The sequence below is a fragment of the Chryseobacterium sp. BIGb0232 genome (genome assembly GCF_024810195.1).
Lineage (GTDB): Bacteria > Bacteroidota > Bacteroidia > Flavobacteriales > Weeksellaceae > Chryseobacterium > Chryseobacterium pennae.
In genome coordinates this window covers 555,349-570,751 of sequence record NZ_JANUEH010000001.1, presented here as the reverse complement: position 1 = coordinate 570,751, position 15,403 = coordinate 555,349, and the positions used below count along the sequence as shown (strand labels likewise).

16 protein-coding genes and 1 riboswitch are annotated in these 15,403 nt (G+C 36.1%); of the genes, 9 read left to right on the top strand and 7 right to left on the bottom strand.

What is annotated here, in order from left to right; genetic code table 11:
• Positions 1-14: 14 nt before the first annotated feature.
• From M2372_RS02455 to M2372_RS02430, 6 genes are all read right to left on the bottom strand, one after another.
• Positions 15-1,175 carry an acyl-CoA dehydrogenase family protein gene (locus M2372_RS02455; RefSeq protein ID WP_123318494.1) on the bottom strand — a complete coding sequence of 387 codons (1,161 nt, stop codon included), beginning with the start codon at positions 1,173-1,175 and terminating at the stop codon, positions 15-17.
• 89 nt (positions 1,176-1,264) lie between these two features.
• Positions 1,265-2,761, bottom strand: coding sequence for a CoA-acylating methylmalonate-semialdehyde dehydrogenase (locus M2372_RS02450; protein ID WP_115970661.1), 1,497 nt, complete (start codon positions 2,759-2,761; stop codon positions 1,265-1,267).
• A 70-nt stretch (positions 2,762-2,831) separates the two neighbouring features.
• Positions 2,832-4,283, bottom strand: coding sequence for a bifunctional 2-methylcitrate dehydratase/aconitate hydratase (locus M2372_RS02445; RefSeq protein WP_123318495.1), 1,452 nt, complete (start codon positions 4,281-4,283; stop codon positions 2,832-2,834).
• Between the two features lie 36 nt (positions 4,284-4,319).
• A complete protein-coding gene (gene prpC / locus M2372_RS02440) occupies positions 4,320-5,474 on the bottom strand; it encodes a 2-methylcitrate synthase (protein ID WP_123318496.1) in 1,155 nt (384 codons plus the stop codon).
• Complete coding sequence (prpB, locus tag M2372_RS02435; protein WP_123318497.1) at positions 5,461-6,369, bottom strand: methylisocitrate lyase; 909 nt, start codon at positions 6,367-6,369, stop codon at positions 5,461-5,463. Before prpB ends, prpC begins: the two co-directional genes overlap by 14 nt.
• A 440-nt stretch (positions 6,370-6,809) precedes the next feature.
• Positions 6,810-7,005: riboswitch (cobalamin riboswitch) on the bottom strand.
• Positions 7,006-7,342: 337 nt separating this feature from the next.
• Positions 7,343-8,341, bottom strand: a complete 999-nt coding sequence (locus tag M2372_RS02430; RefSeq protein WP_123318498.1) for a helix-turn-helix transcriptional regulator — start codon at positions 8,339-8,341, stop codon at positions 7,343-7,345.
• 172 nt (positions 8,342-8,513) lie between these two features.
• Between M2372_RS02430 and M2372_RS02425 the strand changes: the two genes are divergently transcribed.
• The 4 genes from M2372_RS02425 to M2372_RS02410 all read left to right on the top strand — a co-directional run bounded on the left by M2372_RS02425 (position 8,514) and on the right by M2372_RS02410 (position 10,987).
• Entirely contained in the window at positions 8,514-9,170 is a 657-nt protein-coding gene (locus M2372_RS02425; protein ID WP_123318499.1) for a VOC family protein, read from the top strand.
• Between the two features lie 52 nt (positions 9,171-9,222).
• Positions 9,223-9,951, top strand: coding sequence for a DUF6796 family protein (locus M2372_RS02420; protein WP_123318500.1), 729 nt, complete (start codon positions 9,223-9,225; stop codon positions 9,949-9,951).
• A gap of 171 nt (positions 9,952-10,122) precedes the next feature.
• On the top strand, positions 10,123-10,617 hold the full coding sequence (locus tag M2372_RS02415; protein ID WP_148060722.1) for a hypothetical protein: 495 nt from the start codon (positions 10,123-10,125) through the stop codon (positions 10,615-10,617).
• Between the two features lie 100 nt (positions 10,618-10,717).
• Positions 10,718-10,987: a hypothetical protein gene (locus tag M2372_RS02410; RefSeq protein ID WP_123318502.1), complete on the top strand. Its 270-nt coding sequence runs from the start codon at positions 10,718-10,720 to the stop codon at positions 10,985-10,987.
• Between the two features lie 130 nt (positions 10,988-11,117).
• On the opposite strand, the gene M2372_RS02405 is transcribed toward M2372_RS02410, so the two are convergent.
• Entirely contained in the window at positions 11,118-11,528 is a 411-nt protein-coding gene (locus M2372_RS02405; protein WP_123319089.1) for a RidA family protein, read from the bottom strand.
• Between the two features lie 460 nt (positions 11,529-11,988).
• On the opposite strand from M2372_RS02405, the gene M2372_RS02400 reads away from it, so the two are divergent.
• The 5 genes from M2372_RS02400 (at position 11,989) to M2372_RS02380 (ending at position 15,385) form a co-directional block, all read left to right on the top strand.
• Positions 11,989-12,456, top strand: coding sequence for a hypothetical protein (locus M2372_RS02400; RefSeq protein ID WP_123318503.1), 468 nt, complete (start codon positions 11,989-11,991; stop codon positions 12,454-12,456).
• Positions 12,457-12,492: 36 nt separating this feature from the next.
• Entirely contained in the window at positions 12,493-13,125 is a 633-nt protein-coding gene (locus tag M2372_RS02395) for a hypothetical protein (RefSeq protein WP_123318504.1), read from the top strand.
• A gap of 54 nt (positions 13,126-13,179) precedes the next feature.
• A complete protein-coding gene (locus M2372_RS02390; protein ID WP_123318505.1) occupies positions 13,180-13,818 on the top strand; it encodes a hypothetical protein in 639 nt (212 codons plus the stop codon).
• 4 nt (positions 13,819-13,822) lie between these two features.
• The gene (locus M2372_RS02385; protein ID WP_123318506.1) at positions 13,823-14,392 is read left to right on the top strand and encodes a hypothetical protein; all 570 of its coding nucleotides are present in this window, start codon (positions 13,823-13,825) and stop codon (positions 14,390-14,392) included.
• A gap of 174 nt (positions 14,393-14,566) precedes the next feature.
• A complete protein-coding gene (locus M2372_RS02380; RefSeq protein ID WP_123318507.1) occupies positions 14,567-15,385 on the top strand; it encodes a hypothetical protein in 819 nt (272 codons plus the stop codon).
• Positions 15,386-15,403: the final 18 nt, after the last annotated feature.

Sequence of the window (15,403 nt, the reverse complement as noted above, 5' to 3'; positions counted from 1 at the left end):
TTGATTGTTTTGAATTAACGGATCTGTAAGGTAGCACCTTCTTCGAGAATTTTTCTTGAAATTACAAGTTTCATAATTTCATTGGTTCCTTCTACTACCTGATGTACTCTTGCGTCACGCATTAAACGTTCTACAGGAAAGTCCTGAGTGCAGCCATAGCCCCCCAGTATCTGTAACGCTTCATTACAGATATTGAAACACAAATCGGTTGCCAGTCGTTTGGCCATTGCACAGTAAGTGGTAGCATTCTGATCCTTGGAGTCCAGTTTGAAAGCGGCCAGATGTACCATTTGACGGGCTGCTACCAATTCTGTTGCCATATCTGCAATTTTAAACTGAAGAGACTGAAACTGTGCCAGTGATTTTCCAAACTGCTGTCTTTCGTGCATATAACGCTGAGCTTGATTGATAGATCCCTGTGCCGCTCCTACTGAGCAGGTTGCAATATTGATACGGCCGCCATCCAAACCTTTCAGAGCAATTTTAAATCCTTCTCCTAAGGTTCCTAAAAGGCATTTTTTATCTACTTCTACGTGATCCAGAAAGACAAAGCGGGTAGGCTGGGTATTCCAGCCCAGTTTTTTTTCCTTCTCCCCAAAGCTGATTCCCGGAGTTTGAGCCGGCACTACAAAAGCACTGATTCCTTTGGCTCCGGAGTTTTCTGTACGCGCCATTACAATAAGAATATCACTTTCACCAGCTCCTGAAATAAAAGCTTTTGTGCCATTAATGATATACTTATTTTCCTTCATGATAGCAGTGGTCTTCAGCCCTGCAGCATCTGACCCGGAACCTGGCTCAGTAAGGCAATAGGATCCTAATAACATTCCTGATGCTAACTGAGGACATAGTTCTTTTCTGATTTCATCGTTTCCAAATTCATCAATCATCCAGGAAACCATATTGTGTATGGTAATATAAGCAGTAGTGGAAGGGCAGGCTGCTGCCAGTTCTTCAAATATGATGGCAGCATCCAATCTGGATAAGCCTAACCCTCCGGCAGCTTCACTTGTATATACGCCACAAAATCCCAATTCACCGGCTTTAGCTATGGCTTCTCGTGGGAATATTTTTTGAGCATCCCATTCTGAAGCGTAGGGAGCGAGTTCTTTTTCAGCAAACTTTCTTGCAGCATCCTGAAATGCCAATTGTTCTTCACTTAGGTTAAATTCCATAGTTTTTAAATTGAAAGTTGAGCATTAAGAATGGAAAGCCTGATCCCTGTAAATATGAATATATTCACTTTTTTCAGCCTTTCATTCAATTATTTTAAACTGATAGTCATATTTACATTTCCTCCGGGAACATCTTCTTCAAACCAACGGGCTGTAATTGTTTTTGTTTCGGTATAGAACTTTACGCCTTGTTTTCCGTAAGAATGCAGATCGCCAAAGAAAGATTTTCTCCATCCTGTAAAAGAGAAGAATGGTAATGGAACCGGAATAGGAAGATTGACCCCAATTTGTCCTACTTCAATTTCATGCTGGAATTTTCTGGCTGCAGCACCCGAGTTGGTGAAAATAGAAGTTCCGTTTCCGTAAGGATTGTTATTGATAATCTGAATTGCCTCATCCAGTGTTTCTGCTTTTAATAAAAGTAAAGCGGGGCCAAAGATTTCTTCCTTGTAAATATCCATCTCTACAGATACATTATTGAATAGAGTAGGGCCTACAAAATATCCGTTTTCATATCCGTCTACTTTACAATTACTTCCGTCTAGCAGCACTTCAGCTCCCTGATCATAGGCACTTTTGATTAATCTTAAAACTTTCTCTTTAGACTGTTTATTGATTAAAGGGCCAAATGCGGCAGATTCATCAGACCATACTCCAGGTTTGATGGTACTTAAAGCAGTTTTGATATCTTCCACCCAGTTTTGAGCTTCGCCCACTAAAACGGCAACACTGATAGCCATACAACGCTGGCCGGCTGCTCCACAAGAAGCCCCTACCAAATTATTGATCACTTGTCCCTTGTTGGCATCCGGCATAACAACCATGTGGTTCTTGGCTCCTCCGAATGCCTGAACTCTTTTCAGGTTATCTGTTCCTGTACGGTAAACATGTTCAGCAACCGGTACAGAACCTACAAATGAAATAGCTTTGATCTCAGGATGATTCAGGATATGATTCACCTGATCTTTGGAACCATGAATAATATTCAGAACTCCTTTTGGAAAGCCTGCTTCTAAGAATAGTTCGGCCATTTTCACAGAGGTCATCGGGGTCTGCTCAGATGGTTTTAAGATAAAGGTATTCCCACAGGCAATCGCCATTGGAAACATCCATAAAGGAATCATCGCAGGAAAGTTGAAGGGTGTAATTCCCGCACAGACTCCAAGAGGCTGAATATAGCTGTAGGTATCTACTCCACGGGCTACATTTTCTACAGTTTCTCCCATCATCAGGGTTGGAATATTGCAGGCATGTTCTACCACTTCAATACCACGCCATACATCGCCCATAGCATCAGCAAAGGTTTTTCCGTTTTCTTTGGATAGGATTTCGGCGATTTCTTTTTGATGTTCTTTTAAGAGGTGCTGGTATTTCAGAAATAATCTTGCTCTTTCCGGAGTGGCTACCTCTTTCCATGTTTTGAATGCTTCTGTGGCTGCTTCAATAGCCTGATCTATTTCAGACAATAGAGTTAAAGGGACTTCGGCGAGAATTTCCTGGGAAGCAGGATTTTCTACAGGAAGATGTTCATGTGCTTTACTTTCAATAAACGCTCCATTGATTAATATTTTTACTTTTTGTGACATAGTTTTGGGGTTGAAAGTTGAGAGGAAAAGCTGAAAGCAATTTTATGAATTACTTTCAGCCTGTATAAGGTTATATAATCAGTAAATCAACAAATTCATTGACATTAAGGTTGATCAGCGTTTCATAATCCAATGAATTTTCCAACACTGTTTTTTGTTGTTTTTCAGGGAAGATACGGGCTAAATTAATTTTGTATTTCTTAATCAGTTCCGGAATTCCTTCGTCTCTTCTTCGTTGGTGTCCGATAGGGTATTCTACTACAACTTCGTCAAGAATAGTTCCGTCATTCAGTTCTACAGTCATGGCATTCGCGATAGAACGTTTTTCCGGATCATGGTAATCTGCAGTAAACTGTATGTCTTCAATGCATTCGATTTTATCACGAAGAACATCAATTCTTGGATCTGAAGCTATATTATCTTCATAATCTGCCGCAGTTAATCTGCCGTAAATGAATGGTACAGCCACCATGTACTGAATACAGTGATCGCGATCTGCCGGATTATTTAAAGGTCCTTTCTTATCAATGATACGGATGGCTGCTTCATGCGTACGTATGGTAACTTTTTTGATATCATCTGTAGTTTTTCCAAGGTCTTTCAGAGTGGTATGCAGAGTCATTGCCGCTTCTACAGCTGTTTGAGAATGGAATTCTGCCGGAAATGAGATTTTAAACAGTACATTTTCCATGACATAAGAACCGTAGTCTCTCTGGAATTTGAATTCATTTCCTTTGAAAGAAACATCATAAAATCCCCAAGTTTTTGCAGTTAATACCGATGGATAGCCCATTTCTCCTGTTTTAGCAATCAGTGCTAAACGTACTGCTCTGGATGTTGCATCTCCTGCAGCCCAGGATTTACGGGAACCTGTATTAGGTGCATGACGGTATGTTCTTAAAGATTGCCCATCTACAAAAGCCAATGATACAGCATTGATGATCTCATCACGGGTTAAACCGATAAGCTTTCCGACAACAGCGGTAGAAGCAAGTTTTACTAATAATACGTGATCTAAACCTACTTTATTAAAAGAATTTTCCAATGCCATTACTCCCTGAATTTCATGGGCCATAATCATGGCTTCCAAAACCTGCTTCATTTTTAAAGGCGCTTTTCCTTCCGCAATATGGGTTCTTGATAACCAGTCTGCTGTGGCTAAAATTCCACCGAGGTTATCTGATGGATGTCCCCATTCTGCAGCCAGCCATGTATCATTGAAATCCAACCAACGGATAATGGCTCCAATATTGAACGCTGCCTGAACAGGATCCAGCTGAAACTGTGTCCCCGGAACTTTTGCCCCGTTTGGAACCACAGTTCCTTTTACTACAGGACCTAAAATTTTTGTACATGCAGGGTAAGTTAATGCTTCCAGTCCACATCCGATGGTGTCCAGAAGACAGTAATGGGCTGTTTTCCAGGCCAGATCATTTTTGATTTCATAGTTCAATACATAATCTGCAATATCTGTTAATACTTTATCCGGTTGGGGTCTTTCATTTGAAATGTGTGATGACATCTTTATTTTATAATTTAGTTATTAATTGTGATATGTTTATTTTCTGTCTTGTAGAGAGATGAATTCCTTATTTTCAGGACCTGTGTAGTTAGCACTTGGGCGGATAATTTTTCCATCCTGTCTCTGTTCAATAATATGAGCGCTCCATCCTGTAACTCTGGAGATAACGAAGAGTGGAGTAAACATAAGGGTAGGTACTCCCATTAGATGATAGGATACCGCAGAGAACCAATCCAGATTCGGAAACATTTTCTTTTCTTCCCACATGATGGTTTCCAGTCTTTCAGCGATATTATACAACAGCATATCTCCGGCTTCCTCAGAAAGTTCTTTAGCTACTTTTTTAATCACCACATTTCTTGGGTCCGAAATTGTGTAAACAGGATGTCCGAATCCGATGATCACTTCTTTGTTGACAATGCGCTGACGGATATCTGCTTCTGCTTCATCTGGCGAATTGTATCGGCTTTGGATTTCAAATGCCACTTCATTGGCACCACCATGTTTAGGACCTCTTAAAGCACCAATGGCTCCTGTAATAGCTGAATAAATATCTGAACCTGTTCCTGCGATCACACGGCTAGTGAATGTAGAAGCGTTAAATTCATGTTCGGCGTAAAGATTTAACGAGATCTGCATGGCTCTTACCCATGAATCAGAAGGTTTTTTTCCATGTAATAAATGAAGAAAATGGCCTCCAATCGTATCGTCATCTGTTTCTACATCAATCTCTTTTCCATTATGGGTATAGTGATACCAGTATAATAAACCCGAACTGAATGATGCCAGTAATTTATCTGCAATATCCCTCGCTCCGGCCATATTATGATCGTCTTTTTCCGGTTGAATACTGCCAATGGCGGATACCATGGATCTCATTACATCCATCGGATGTGCCGCTGCCGGAATACTCTTTAAAATATTTCTTACAGAATGGGGTAACCCTCTTAAAGACTTTAATTTAGCTTTGTAATTTTTCAATTGAGCTCCGGTAGGCAGCTGACCATAGATCAAAAGGTAAGCTACTTCTTCAAACTCCGCTTTTTCAGCCAGATCCAGGATGTCATATCCTCTGTAGTGGAGATCATTTCCACTTTTTCCTACGCTGCAAAGCGCTGTATTGCCTGCTGCTACTCCAGAAAGGGCAACGCTTTTCTTAGGCTTGAATGTTGGTTCGCTATTCGTTGACATTACTATTTTGTTTAAAAAGGTTATCTAATTTTTGTTCATAATCATGGTATCCAATGCTTTGATAGAGTTCTTCTCTGGTCTGCATAGTGTCTAATACATGGGCCTGGGTTCCGTCTTTGCGGATGTGTTCATAGACATTCAGGGCTGCTTTATTGGCTGCACGGAAGGCTGAAAGAGGGTAAAGGATCAATCCTACGCCTGCATCTTTTAATTCATCAACCGTATACATATCAATCATTCCAAACTCTGTGATGTTGGCCAATACAGGGATTCCCGCTGCATCAACGAATTTTTGATAAAAGCTTAGATCAGGAACTGCTTCGGCAAAAATAAAATCAGCACCGGCTTCCTTATAGGCAATGGCTCTTTCAAGAGTTTTTTCCAGCCCTTCATTGGCAAAAGCATCCGTTCTGGCTCCGATTACAAAACTTTCATCTGTACGGGCATCTGCAGCAGCCTTCAGCCTGTCTGACATCTCTTCTTTGGTTACGAGTTCTTTTCCCGGACGATGTCCACAACGTTTTGCTCCTACCTGATCTTCGATATGTAAAGCTGCTGCACCTGCTTTAATCAATGATTTTACAGTTCTGGCGACGTTGAATGCTGATGGGCCAAATCCTGTATCCACATCTACCAGTAAAGGTAAATCACAGACATTGGTAATTCTTTGAATATCAATTAATACATCTTCCAGCGTGGTAATTCCCAAATCAGGAATTCCTAAAGATCCGGCAGCAACGCCGCCGCCTGAAAGATAAATGGCATTGAAGCCGGCTTGTTTGGCCAATAATGCATGGTTGGCATTGATGGCCCCGACAATCTGAAGAGGACTTTCTTTTTGCATAGCCTTCCGGAATTGAGTACCGGGAGACTTCCAGTTTTCATTTTTAGTCATTGTAATATTTATGGTTTAGGTGAAATTTGTTTACAGATAGAGAAGAATAACGATCATGATTTAATTGCAGGGAAGTAAAAAGAGAATAATGAGTATCGCTTCGATTTGCTGCCAACAGACAGAAAATCTGTGTGTTTTTTAGGAAACAGCATTTCAGGATCTTGACAGATCTTTTGGGTGTGTAGGAATTATCGAAATGGGTTAGGTACATTTTTTACTTTTTACATGCATTAAACGCTATAAAAAGTTCCTGCAGACTTCACAATGCTTTGTGAGAAAGAAAAATTACGGAAAGGGGACACGGATGAGCGGTAGATTCATAGAAGAACCTGTTGTTCTGCTATTGTCCATCTCAAAAAATAATACGAGTTGATAAACTATTTTATCATATCATTATCCATACCGTATCATACCTGACTATAAGCTTCAAACCGCGAAAGCATCGTCAATTCGAAATAGGCAGGTCTCCTGACTTGTAACAGTTTTTATCATCCTTCCCATATGCCGGAGCATACAGTGGATATGAATTTGATAAAAACCTTTTTGTTGTTACTTACAGTTGCGCGACAGTTCGTGATTTGCACACGATTCCCTTTTAATACACAGCTAAGTGTTACCAATTTCGGTTGATAAAGAAGGTGTTAAGAACTCCTTGATGGTAAATATAGACATTTTATGAAAACGACAAAATATTTTATGCAAACAATAATTAATTGAATGTAATTTGCTGATAGCGTTTTGATTACGAAATGTGTCTTTTGATGTTTTTAAAATAATATCTGGAATTTGTCCGGTTTTTTCATTACCAAATTGTTAACAAATAAGATAGAATTTTAAATTGATTTAAATAAAAGGTGTGTTTTTGTAGTAACTTTTCATATTTAAAAACAGAAGGAAAATACTGAATAAGTTCAAAGCCTCAAAATAGGAGTTAATTTCTAAAATACTGCATTTAAAATGTAGGAAAAAAAAATTAACGGCTGATTCCGTTTCCGTATTTAAACTGGCTTGGAATGATGTTATATTTTCTCTTAAATGCTGCTGAAAAATGTCTGGAATTTTTATATCCAATCACCTCAGAAATTTCATTAATGCTTAAATCACCTTCAATAAGCATTTTTTTTGCCTGTTCCATTTTTATATCATTCCAGAAACTGAATACTGTGGTTCCAAATAGTTCCTTAAATCCTTTTTTTAAAGTAAATTCATTGGTTCCTACCTGATGGGCAAGGTCTATTAATGAACAGTTTTCATTGAGATTATTGACAATAAAATCTCTCACCGCATAGATCTTATCTTCATCTTTTTTCAGAAGTGATGAGGGTGAAGAAGTAGTATTAAAAAGCTGTTCCAGTTGTAAAAGAAGAAGTTCAGCCACCTTGGCTTCAAGGTAGATTCTTTTAAAAATACCTTTTCTGTCGCAGTGAATGATGTCGTTCAGAACCTGGTACATTTCCAGGCTGATCCGGCAATGGTCCGGATTGATAAGACATGAATGCTGTTTCTCAATAGCATTTCTGAATGTATTGAATAGTTCAGAGTCTTCAGGAAGGAATTTCTTAAAAAAATCCGGGGCTAAATTAACTTCCAGGATCTGCATTTCATGACCGTCGAATTCCATCTGGCCACTCATCTGATGGGCATAAATTATATTATGCTGATAACTTTCAAAACAAACTTTATTGTTGAAATTCTCTGAAAGAGCAGCGCTTTTTCCTTTTAACGAAAAATGCATTTCAACACTTTCGAAATCGGCCTCAAAGTACAGTAATACTTTATTTTCAAGTGAAACATTCCCGAAGCCAATGTGAACATTCTCAAAGCAGATCTCATGATAAAAACCATTTCCATAAGGAGGTTTCAGATGGGTAATACACTCTCTGATTTCGCCATCGTTCTGGTAATAGGCATTGGGATATTTTCTTTCCACCAATGTTCCACCAATTTTATCATCGTAGACCCGTAATGCCATTATTATTTTATTATGATTAGAATTCTCCTTTTTGCGGACTTTTTACTCCCTTTTGCGTACCTGTGTGCCCCAATTTTCATCTTAGATTTGCACAAAGATAAATAATTATTTAGAATGATTCTTAATAATGGACTTAGTTTTATCTATTAAGATCAAATAAAAAATAATAGAAATGAAGAATAATGTACAACTAAGTCATGTATTGTATCGGGTGCAGGATTTACATATTGCGGTAAAAAAGCTACAGGATGCAGGTTTTATTGTTGAATATGGAGCATACCCTGATAAGGCTTATAATGCTTTGATATGGTTTGAGAAAGGAGTATTTATTGAGATTTACCATAACTCCGGGCTTCCTGTTTATATACGATGGATGATGAAGATCTTTGGGTATCAATCTGTTTTAGAACGGATGAAACAATGGGAGAATATAAAAGAAGGCTGGTGTGAATGGTCTCTGGAGTCTGCATTGGAAAACCTGAATTCAGAGAAACAGTTTTTCAAAAGTGAAAATACAGGGTTCAGGTTTCATAAGGCTAAAAGAAAAGATGGAGATGGAAATAAACTTAAATGGGAACTTCTGATGCCTGATGATATTGATTTTCCTTTTTTAATGTCTGCCTATATTCCTAATCCCAGGCCCAAAGAAATTAATCATCCCAACGGAATTGTAGGAGTGAAAAATATTAAGGTAGGCACCGATTGTGTGAATACTCAGCTATTAAACCGCTTGCTCACCAATCAGGAAGGGTTAGAGCTTATACAAGGGAAAGGATTACAGACTGTAGAATTCATCAATTCTGATTTGAAAATTGAAAATATATTATAACCCCGGATTTCTTAGAATCAAAAATTACTAAAACTTATTTAAAGAACGAAATATGAACTATTCAAATAAAATAAACTGGTCTTTTGCTGCTGCAATAATGGTATCCGTATGTTGGATTATCGGAGATGTTTTTGTCGCAGGATTTGATCCTAATCCTGAAGATTATCCATTGTTTTCAAAGACTTATGCCAATCAGGTAAATGTAGGATTTGCAACTTTGATGTTGGAAGGTACCACTCCGGGACTGATGTTTGGGGCTTTGATCGGAGCGCTCACTGGACCTCTACTGCTTCCTGCAAGCTGGCTGGTTTTCCAGTTTTTTAAAGATACCAAAACCTGGTATTCGGTGGCTGTTTACTGGATTTTATTAGCAGGGGCTGTTTTGTCTCCTTTAGGCCACGCCGGATTCTTTTATGTGGGGGAAATCTATAAGGCAATCTATCATACCGATCCAGTGGCTCATCCATACCTTTTAGAAACGGGGCGAGGGTTTATGAAAATGCTTAATATAGCCTGGGGAGCAGCCATTGGAGTATTAGCTATCGGATGGATTTCATTTGCGGTATGTATCCTTTTGAAGAAAACATTACTTCCAAGATGGATGGCTTTATTGACCCCATTTGTGCTGACCTTATTTATTATTCCAATAAAGGGAATGCTGCCACTGCCTTATTCAGGCTGGGTTGGGGGAGCGATATTCAATATTGCCTATCTGATATTCTTCAGCTCATTACTGTTCCTTTTCAGAAAGAGGCTTAACAGGGCACAACTACAGAACTAATAGCTCTATATATACTACATTTGTTAATTGGGCACTTTTTAGTGCTCAATTTTTATGTATATGCCTTTATTTCTTGTCGTTCTGTATTTTTAATGATACTTTTAAAGAATGGTCTCATTGTTTAGTTTATTTTAAGATGTATTAATCGTGAGATTACCAAATCAATATAATATGAAAAAGAAGATACCGTCAGTGATTAAAACGAAGCATTATATTTTAGGCAAAATATTGATTATTATATTGTTGGTGTTTGTTTCCTGTAAAGAAAATAAGAGCAAAACAGATGACAATATTATGGTACATACTGAAACCATTCAATCTGTAAAAATGATCTCTGCCGGTGGAGGACTGGGGTTTTCTTCCAGCACTTTAATTGATAAAGATTCCATTCATTACCGTCGTACGGTAGCAGCTAATGAAGCCGAAAATCTGACGTACAGCAGAGACGTGAAACCTGAGGACTGGAAGAAACTGGTTGCTACAATTGATCAGAAACTATTCCGGGCAGTAAAAGAAGGAAAAAGTGTACAGCCTGTAGACGGAATTGACACGAAGATTATTGTCACAACGAGTGCAGGCGATATTTCTAAAATGAATGCCTATGATGATCCTGCATGGAAAAGCATTCGTGATATTATAGACCATTATAACGAATTATATAGGTAATGTTCCTGAAAAATACAGTTGATGAAACAGAATGTATTATATTTGATATTCTGACAATGAAAAACTGAAATGTCACTTTCTTTGCTTACAAAATATACATATGTCTACATCAAAATTAAGCCTGTTTGCTACCCTTACTCATATTATTTTATTAGTGATACTCATGAAGTATGATGAGGTATTGTTTACTCATGATTGGGAAAACCCTGTCATGTTCTTGATTGTTGGAGTTGTCATTTTAGCTTTGATACTAGCCATTGCATCAAGAAAAACGAAATTGGGAGCTGTATTGATGATCGCTAATGGCATTTATACATTGATCTGTTTTTTTATGCTGTATTTCGCTTTGACTTACACTTTTAAAGTATAATGGAACTGAAGACAAGTTTATAGATCAATCCCTGCTCTCCAAACTAAGGAGAGCAGGGATTGCCGTTTTCTCAATGATTGATTACCTTGTTTTAGACTGTTTGCGAATAAACGGCTTTATGTGGTTAGTGTTATAAAGGCATAAAAGCTATTGCATCCACTTCTACCATCATGCCATCCAACGCTAATTTTGGAACAGGAATTAAAGTGCTGGCAGGAAACTTATTGTTTTTCCATACTTTATGCATTTCTTCTGTCCATATTTTGAGTTTCTCCTGATCGTGGTCAACAATCAATACTGTGATTTTAAGGACATCGTCAGGTTTCAAATGATATTCTTTAAGAACCGTCTCCAGATTTTTCAGCGCGAACTGAACTTGTTGTCTAAAGTCTTCAGAAAGATGATGATGCAGGTCTTCACCACCACTTTGTCCTGATATAAATACATATTTTCCGTTTCCTATACCGCTTGTGGCGTGCGAAAAAGCAAAAGGGGTAGGATCAAATAGAGTTTCCGGGTTTTTAGACTCGATATTTGTCATATTTTTTTGTTTGTTGGTTGTGTCATTGTTAGCTTGTGAACAGCTTGAAAATAGCAATATAAAAATAAATGAAGCCAGAAGAAGCTTTCCTTTATATAGGATGTTTTTAGAATGAATCATGATTGATAAGGTTTACATTGATGAAGCAAAGGTAACCTCAATCATTTTTCAAAACGTTTACATATGTTGAGGAAATTCAATATTATAATTCATAATGGTCAGTTCTTTTTCAACATAGATAAAGATAAAGCATTCTTTTCTTTATAGAGTCCATCAGTAACTATAGACCTTCGATTGCCAAACTAAGAATCGGGGTTAGAATCGAAAAAGGTAACGGAATTTGTTTGCAAAAAAGAGAAAACCAGAAATTTTTGTAAGATTATGCTCAATAGGGCAGATTTGATACCGAATTTAGCCAGTTTTACATGGGGAATTCCTAAATTACCAGAATAAAACTAAAATGGCCATAGGGATAACACAAATAGATTTAAATAAATCTAAATCAGGATTTTATTACAATAATACACAGGCATTGATTGATCAATATTTGTTGGGAGATCATTCTTTAGAGGCAGTTAGCGCATTAATAAAAGAACTTATAGACGACGAACTTCCATTTTTTGCAGAAGAGGAATTTCCTTATACAGAATTAACCAGATGTGATTATACTGTTATTTCTGAAGGTATTTTTAATCAACTGCAACATAATAAAATGTTACCTTCTATGTTGAACTATTCTTCGGCTATGTATGTAAATTTTAAATATGAAAATAATGAATTCATAGATCCGGAGGGAGAACAGAATTATTTACATTCAAATATGCCTTGTATGGTTTATTTCCAAAATAACATCGTTACATTTTTTATTCTTGATGAAGATGGCGATGCTTATTTTTCATACTCTTTGAGTGATGATGATTTAAAATAGCTGTTTATAATGAAATTAAACAATTAAAATAATAACATGCTGAATATAAAACGTGAGTTTAATTACTCTATGTGCTACTTTGATTCTACATATGAAGATTCAATTATTCTATCCAATTATGGAAAAGACTTTGGGCATGAGAAGATAAAAGATATTTTTGGAATAAGCTTAGGATGGGGGGGAGTACAAATATTCTTTTTACCAAAAATTGAAAATGTACAAGATTTTTGGTCTCCTATAGAGAATAATGATCTTAATCAACAGGCAGAAGATATATATAAAGGAATACTATTTCTAGAGTCTTACATTGTTATACCTTGCAATGAGTGGGCAGGACAAGTGAAAATTTTAGAACCTGATATTAAAAATTCTTTAATTCAGCCTAAAAAAGAAATGATATCTAAATCTAAAAGTTTTATTTTTTTTATTAGTGAACAGGAATATGAAATTTATAAACAAGAGGTAAAAGAAATACAGGAACTAAATACTTTAGAAGAAGAAAAAGAATATTTAATTATAAGTTATACCCGAACAGAGGATCTGGAAAAACGTATGAAAATTCCTGTATTCATAAAAGAGAAGATTATTTCTTGTTTTGATAAGCATGATCTCCACTCTATAGAAAGAATAAAGGATGAAAACGATAATATTGTTTTTGATGGATTTTAATACATTAGTTAGAATAGGTTAATTTTTTTATAAAGGGGTTAAGTTTCTTACAATATGAAAAATTATAGAAAAGAGTTTAATTATATTGTGTATTATTCAGATAGTACAAATGAACAGGATGATTTGCATTTCTATGCAGAAGAATTTGGGCAAGAAAAAATGCAGGGTATTTTCAAGCTAACGTTAGGGCTTCATTTTCCGGAAATTTTATTCTTACCAGGAATTGGAAATATTGATAAATTATGGCCTCCTTATATAGATTATCGTTTGATACAATCCGCTGAAGATATATGTAAAGTATTACTTCTTACAGAGTTATATATTGTTTTGCCTTACAATGAATGGGCAGGGCAGGTAAGAATATTAGAGCCTGAACTTAAAAACCCAACTCCTTCAGATCCAGAAACTTATTATGGATATAAAAATACTGTTTTTTTTATTACCGAAGAAGAATATGAACTGTATAAGCAGGAGGCAAAATATATAGACGAACTGAATGATTCAGAGGAAATAAGAGGATACGAAACGATCAGTAAAACCCGTACTGAAGATTTGGAAAAGTATATGAAGGTGCCTGGGTTTATAAAAGAAAGAATAATCTCTTATTTTGATGATCGCGACTTATATCAGATTAGTAGAAAAAGAGACGGAGAAGGAAATATTATTTTTACCCAAACTATAGGAAATAAATAAAAATATGTCATATTTCTTTTTTGAAAATAAAACAAAATGCAAAATCTGTACTAAGCCAATAGAAAGAAGAGAACAGGCTCTTTTTACTCCTTATATAGACAGTGATGAATTCCCTGATTTAAAAAACTTTAATAAAGCTTTTTTGCATAGAGTATGTTTTGATAACTATGAACTACGTGATGAGTTAGCGTTTGCCGCTTTCAAACTGGTAAAACATATAGAAGTGCAGGATGGATTAAATGATATCGTTTTTTCTGATTTAAATTTTTTAATAATATATAAAGAAGATCAATCAGAATATTGGATAAATGAATTTTACTCAATGTTTGAACTTCGGATAAATAATGAACAGGCAATTAGTATTCATCTATTTTTGAATCAAGTATTGCAAAATAAAGAAGCTCAAATACTATTTGGTGATTGGGAATTTGCAGGAGAAAAAGGGGGCATATTTCTTCAACATTCACCGAATAACAGAATAATACAAAAATTAATTATCCCAAAGATTCGCATAAAAGATTTTATTATAGCTATAGATAACATTATAAATGATCATCAGTCAAGAAATATTTAGTGAATCTTTCAGTAATACAAAAAGAGACCCCGCTGCACAAAGTCTTCTGACTTTGTGCCAATATACAATAAAACAATTCTTTAAATGGAATTCCGAAGTCGGGAGACTTCGGAGAGCTGGTGAGATATATGAAAAGCAATAGGATCAGCCCATGAAATTTTTAAACTAATAACGATGAGTGATCATAAAATAAATAATACAAGCGAGTATTGGAAAGAAATGGATTTTGATGTTTCTGCTTATACTATAAATTGGGACACCGAAAAAGCCAAACGATATTTGGAAGAAAATGAGGCAGATTTTATATGTCAATATGTTCTGTTGGCTAATAAATATGGTATTTTATTGCCCCATAATATTAAAGTGAGCGATTGTCTTAGGGAAGATGTATTACATCTTATCAGGACAGACCAAACTATATATACTGAGGATTGGGCCATTTTCAGAATTAATAAGCTTTATGCGCATAACAAAAAACTATTATATCATTCTCATATATACACTCAAAGAGATTCAATCATTCAATTAGAGGAAATTGTAAATGCAGATCTGTTAATAACCTATCATGATGTTGTATGTAACAATGACGATAGCACTTATGCAGAGCCGGTTACCTTATTATTCTTTAAAAATTATTTTTATATCACATTTGAGGCAGATACTTTTTTTGAAGTATTATCAAATAGAAACGCAAATTTCGGTGTAGATAATTCAGAAACAGCGTATTTAAATACTCCGAGATTCAATAGTTTTTTGAGAGATTTTATCATACTGTGCTTTGAGTATGGTGCCACAGATTTCGATTTTGAAAAGCTGGGATATGAAAATTTTTCCGAACAGGGAATCCTATTCGGAAATGAAGTAGTTTATTATGAAGATATCTATGATTTGTTACCAGAAAAGCATAAGTATAAAGCATTTGAGGAAATACAGGTTGTCTTGGATGAAACTCATTACAAGAGATATCTGGAAGATAAAAAAGAAACAAAATAAATCACTCTGCCTAAATCA

What these genes read in the sequence shown, in the direction of transcription:
- M2372_RS02455 (WP_123318494.1), bottom strand. Translation starts at nt 1,175, where the DNA reads ATGGAATTTAACCTAAGTGAAGAACAATTGGCATTTCAGGATGCTGCA.
- M2372_RS02450 (WP_115970661.1), bottom strand. Translation starts at nt 2,761, where the DNA reads ATGTCACAAAAAGTAAAAATATTAATCAATGGAGCGTTTATTGAAAGT.
- M2372_RS02445 (WP_123318495.1), bottom strand. Translation starts at nt 4,283, where the DNA reads ATGTCATCACACATTTCAAATGAAAGACCCCAACCGGATAAAGTATTA.
- prpC (WP_123318496.1), bottom strand. Translation starts at nt 5,474, where the DNA reads ATGTCAACGAATAGCGAACCAACATTCAAGCCTAAGAAAAGCGTTGCC.
- prpB (WP_123318497.1), bottom strand. Translation starts at nt 6,369, where the DNA reads ATGACTAAAAATGAAAACTGGAAGTCTCCCGGTACTCAATTCCGGAAG.
- M2372_RS02430 (WP_123318498.1), bottom strand. Translation starts at nt 8,341, where the DNA reads ATGGCATTACGGGTCTACGATGATAAAATTGGTGGAACATTGGTGGAA.
- M2372_RS02425 (WP_123318499.1), top strand. Translation starts at nt 8,514, where the DNA reads ATGAAGAATAATGTACAACTAAGTCATGTATTGTATCGGGTGCAGGAT.
- M2372_RS02420 (WP_123318500.1), top strand. Translation starts at nt 9,223, where the DNA reads ATGAACTATTCAAATAAAATAAACTGGTCTTTTGCTGCTGCAATAATG.
- M2372_RS02415 (WP_148060722.1), top strand. Translation starts at nt 10,123, where the DNA reads ATGAAAAAGAAGATACCGTCAGTGATTAAAACGAAGCATTATATTTTA.
- M2372_RS02410 (WP_123318502.1), top strand. Translation starts at nt 10,718, where the DNA reads ATGTCTACATCAAAATTAAGCCTGTTTGCTACCCTTACTCATATTATT.
- M2372_RS02405 (WP_123319089.1), bottom strand. Translation starts at nt 11,528, where the DNA reads ATGACAAATATCGAGTCTAAAAACCCGGAAACTCTATTTGATCCTACC.
- M2372_RS02400 (WP_123318503.1), top strand. Translation starts at nt 11,989, where the DNA reads ATGGCCATAGGGATAACACAAATAGATTTAAATAAATCTAAATCAGGA.
- M2372_RS02395 (WP_123318504.1), top strand. Translation starts at nt 12,493, where the DNA reads ATGCTGAATATAAAACGTGAGTTTAATTACTCTATGTGCTACTTTGAT.
- M2372_RS02390 (WP_123318505.1), top strand. Translation starts at nt 13,180, where the DNA reads ATGAAAAATTATAGAAAAGAGTTTAATTATATTGTGTATTATTCAGAT.
- M2372_RS02385 (WP_123318506.1), top strand. Translation starts at nt 13,823, where the DNA reads ATGTCATATTTCTTTTTTGAAAATAAAACAAAATGCAAAATCTGTACT.
- M2372_RS02380 (WP_123318507.1), top strand. Translation starts at nt 14,567, where the DNA reads ATGAGTGATCATAAAATAAATAATACAAGCGAGTATTGGAAAGAAATG.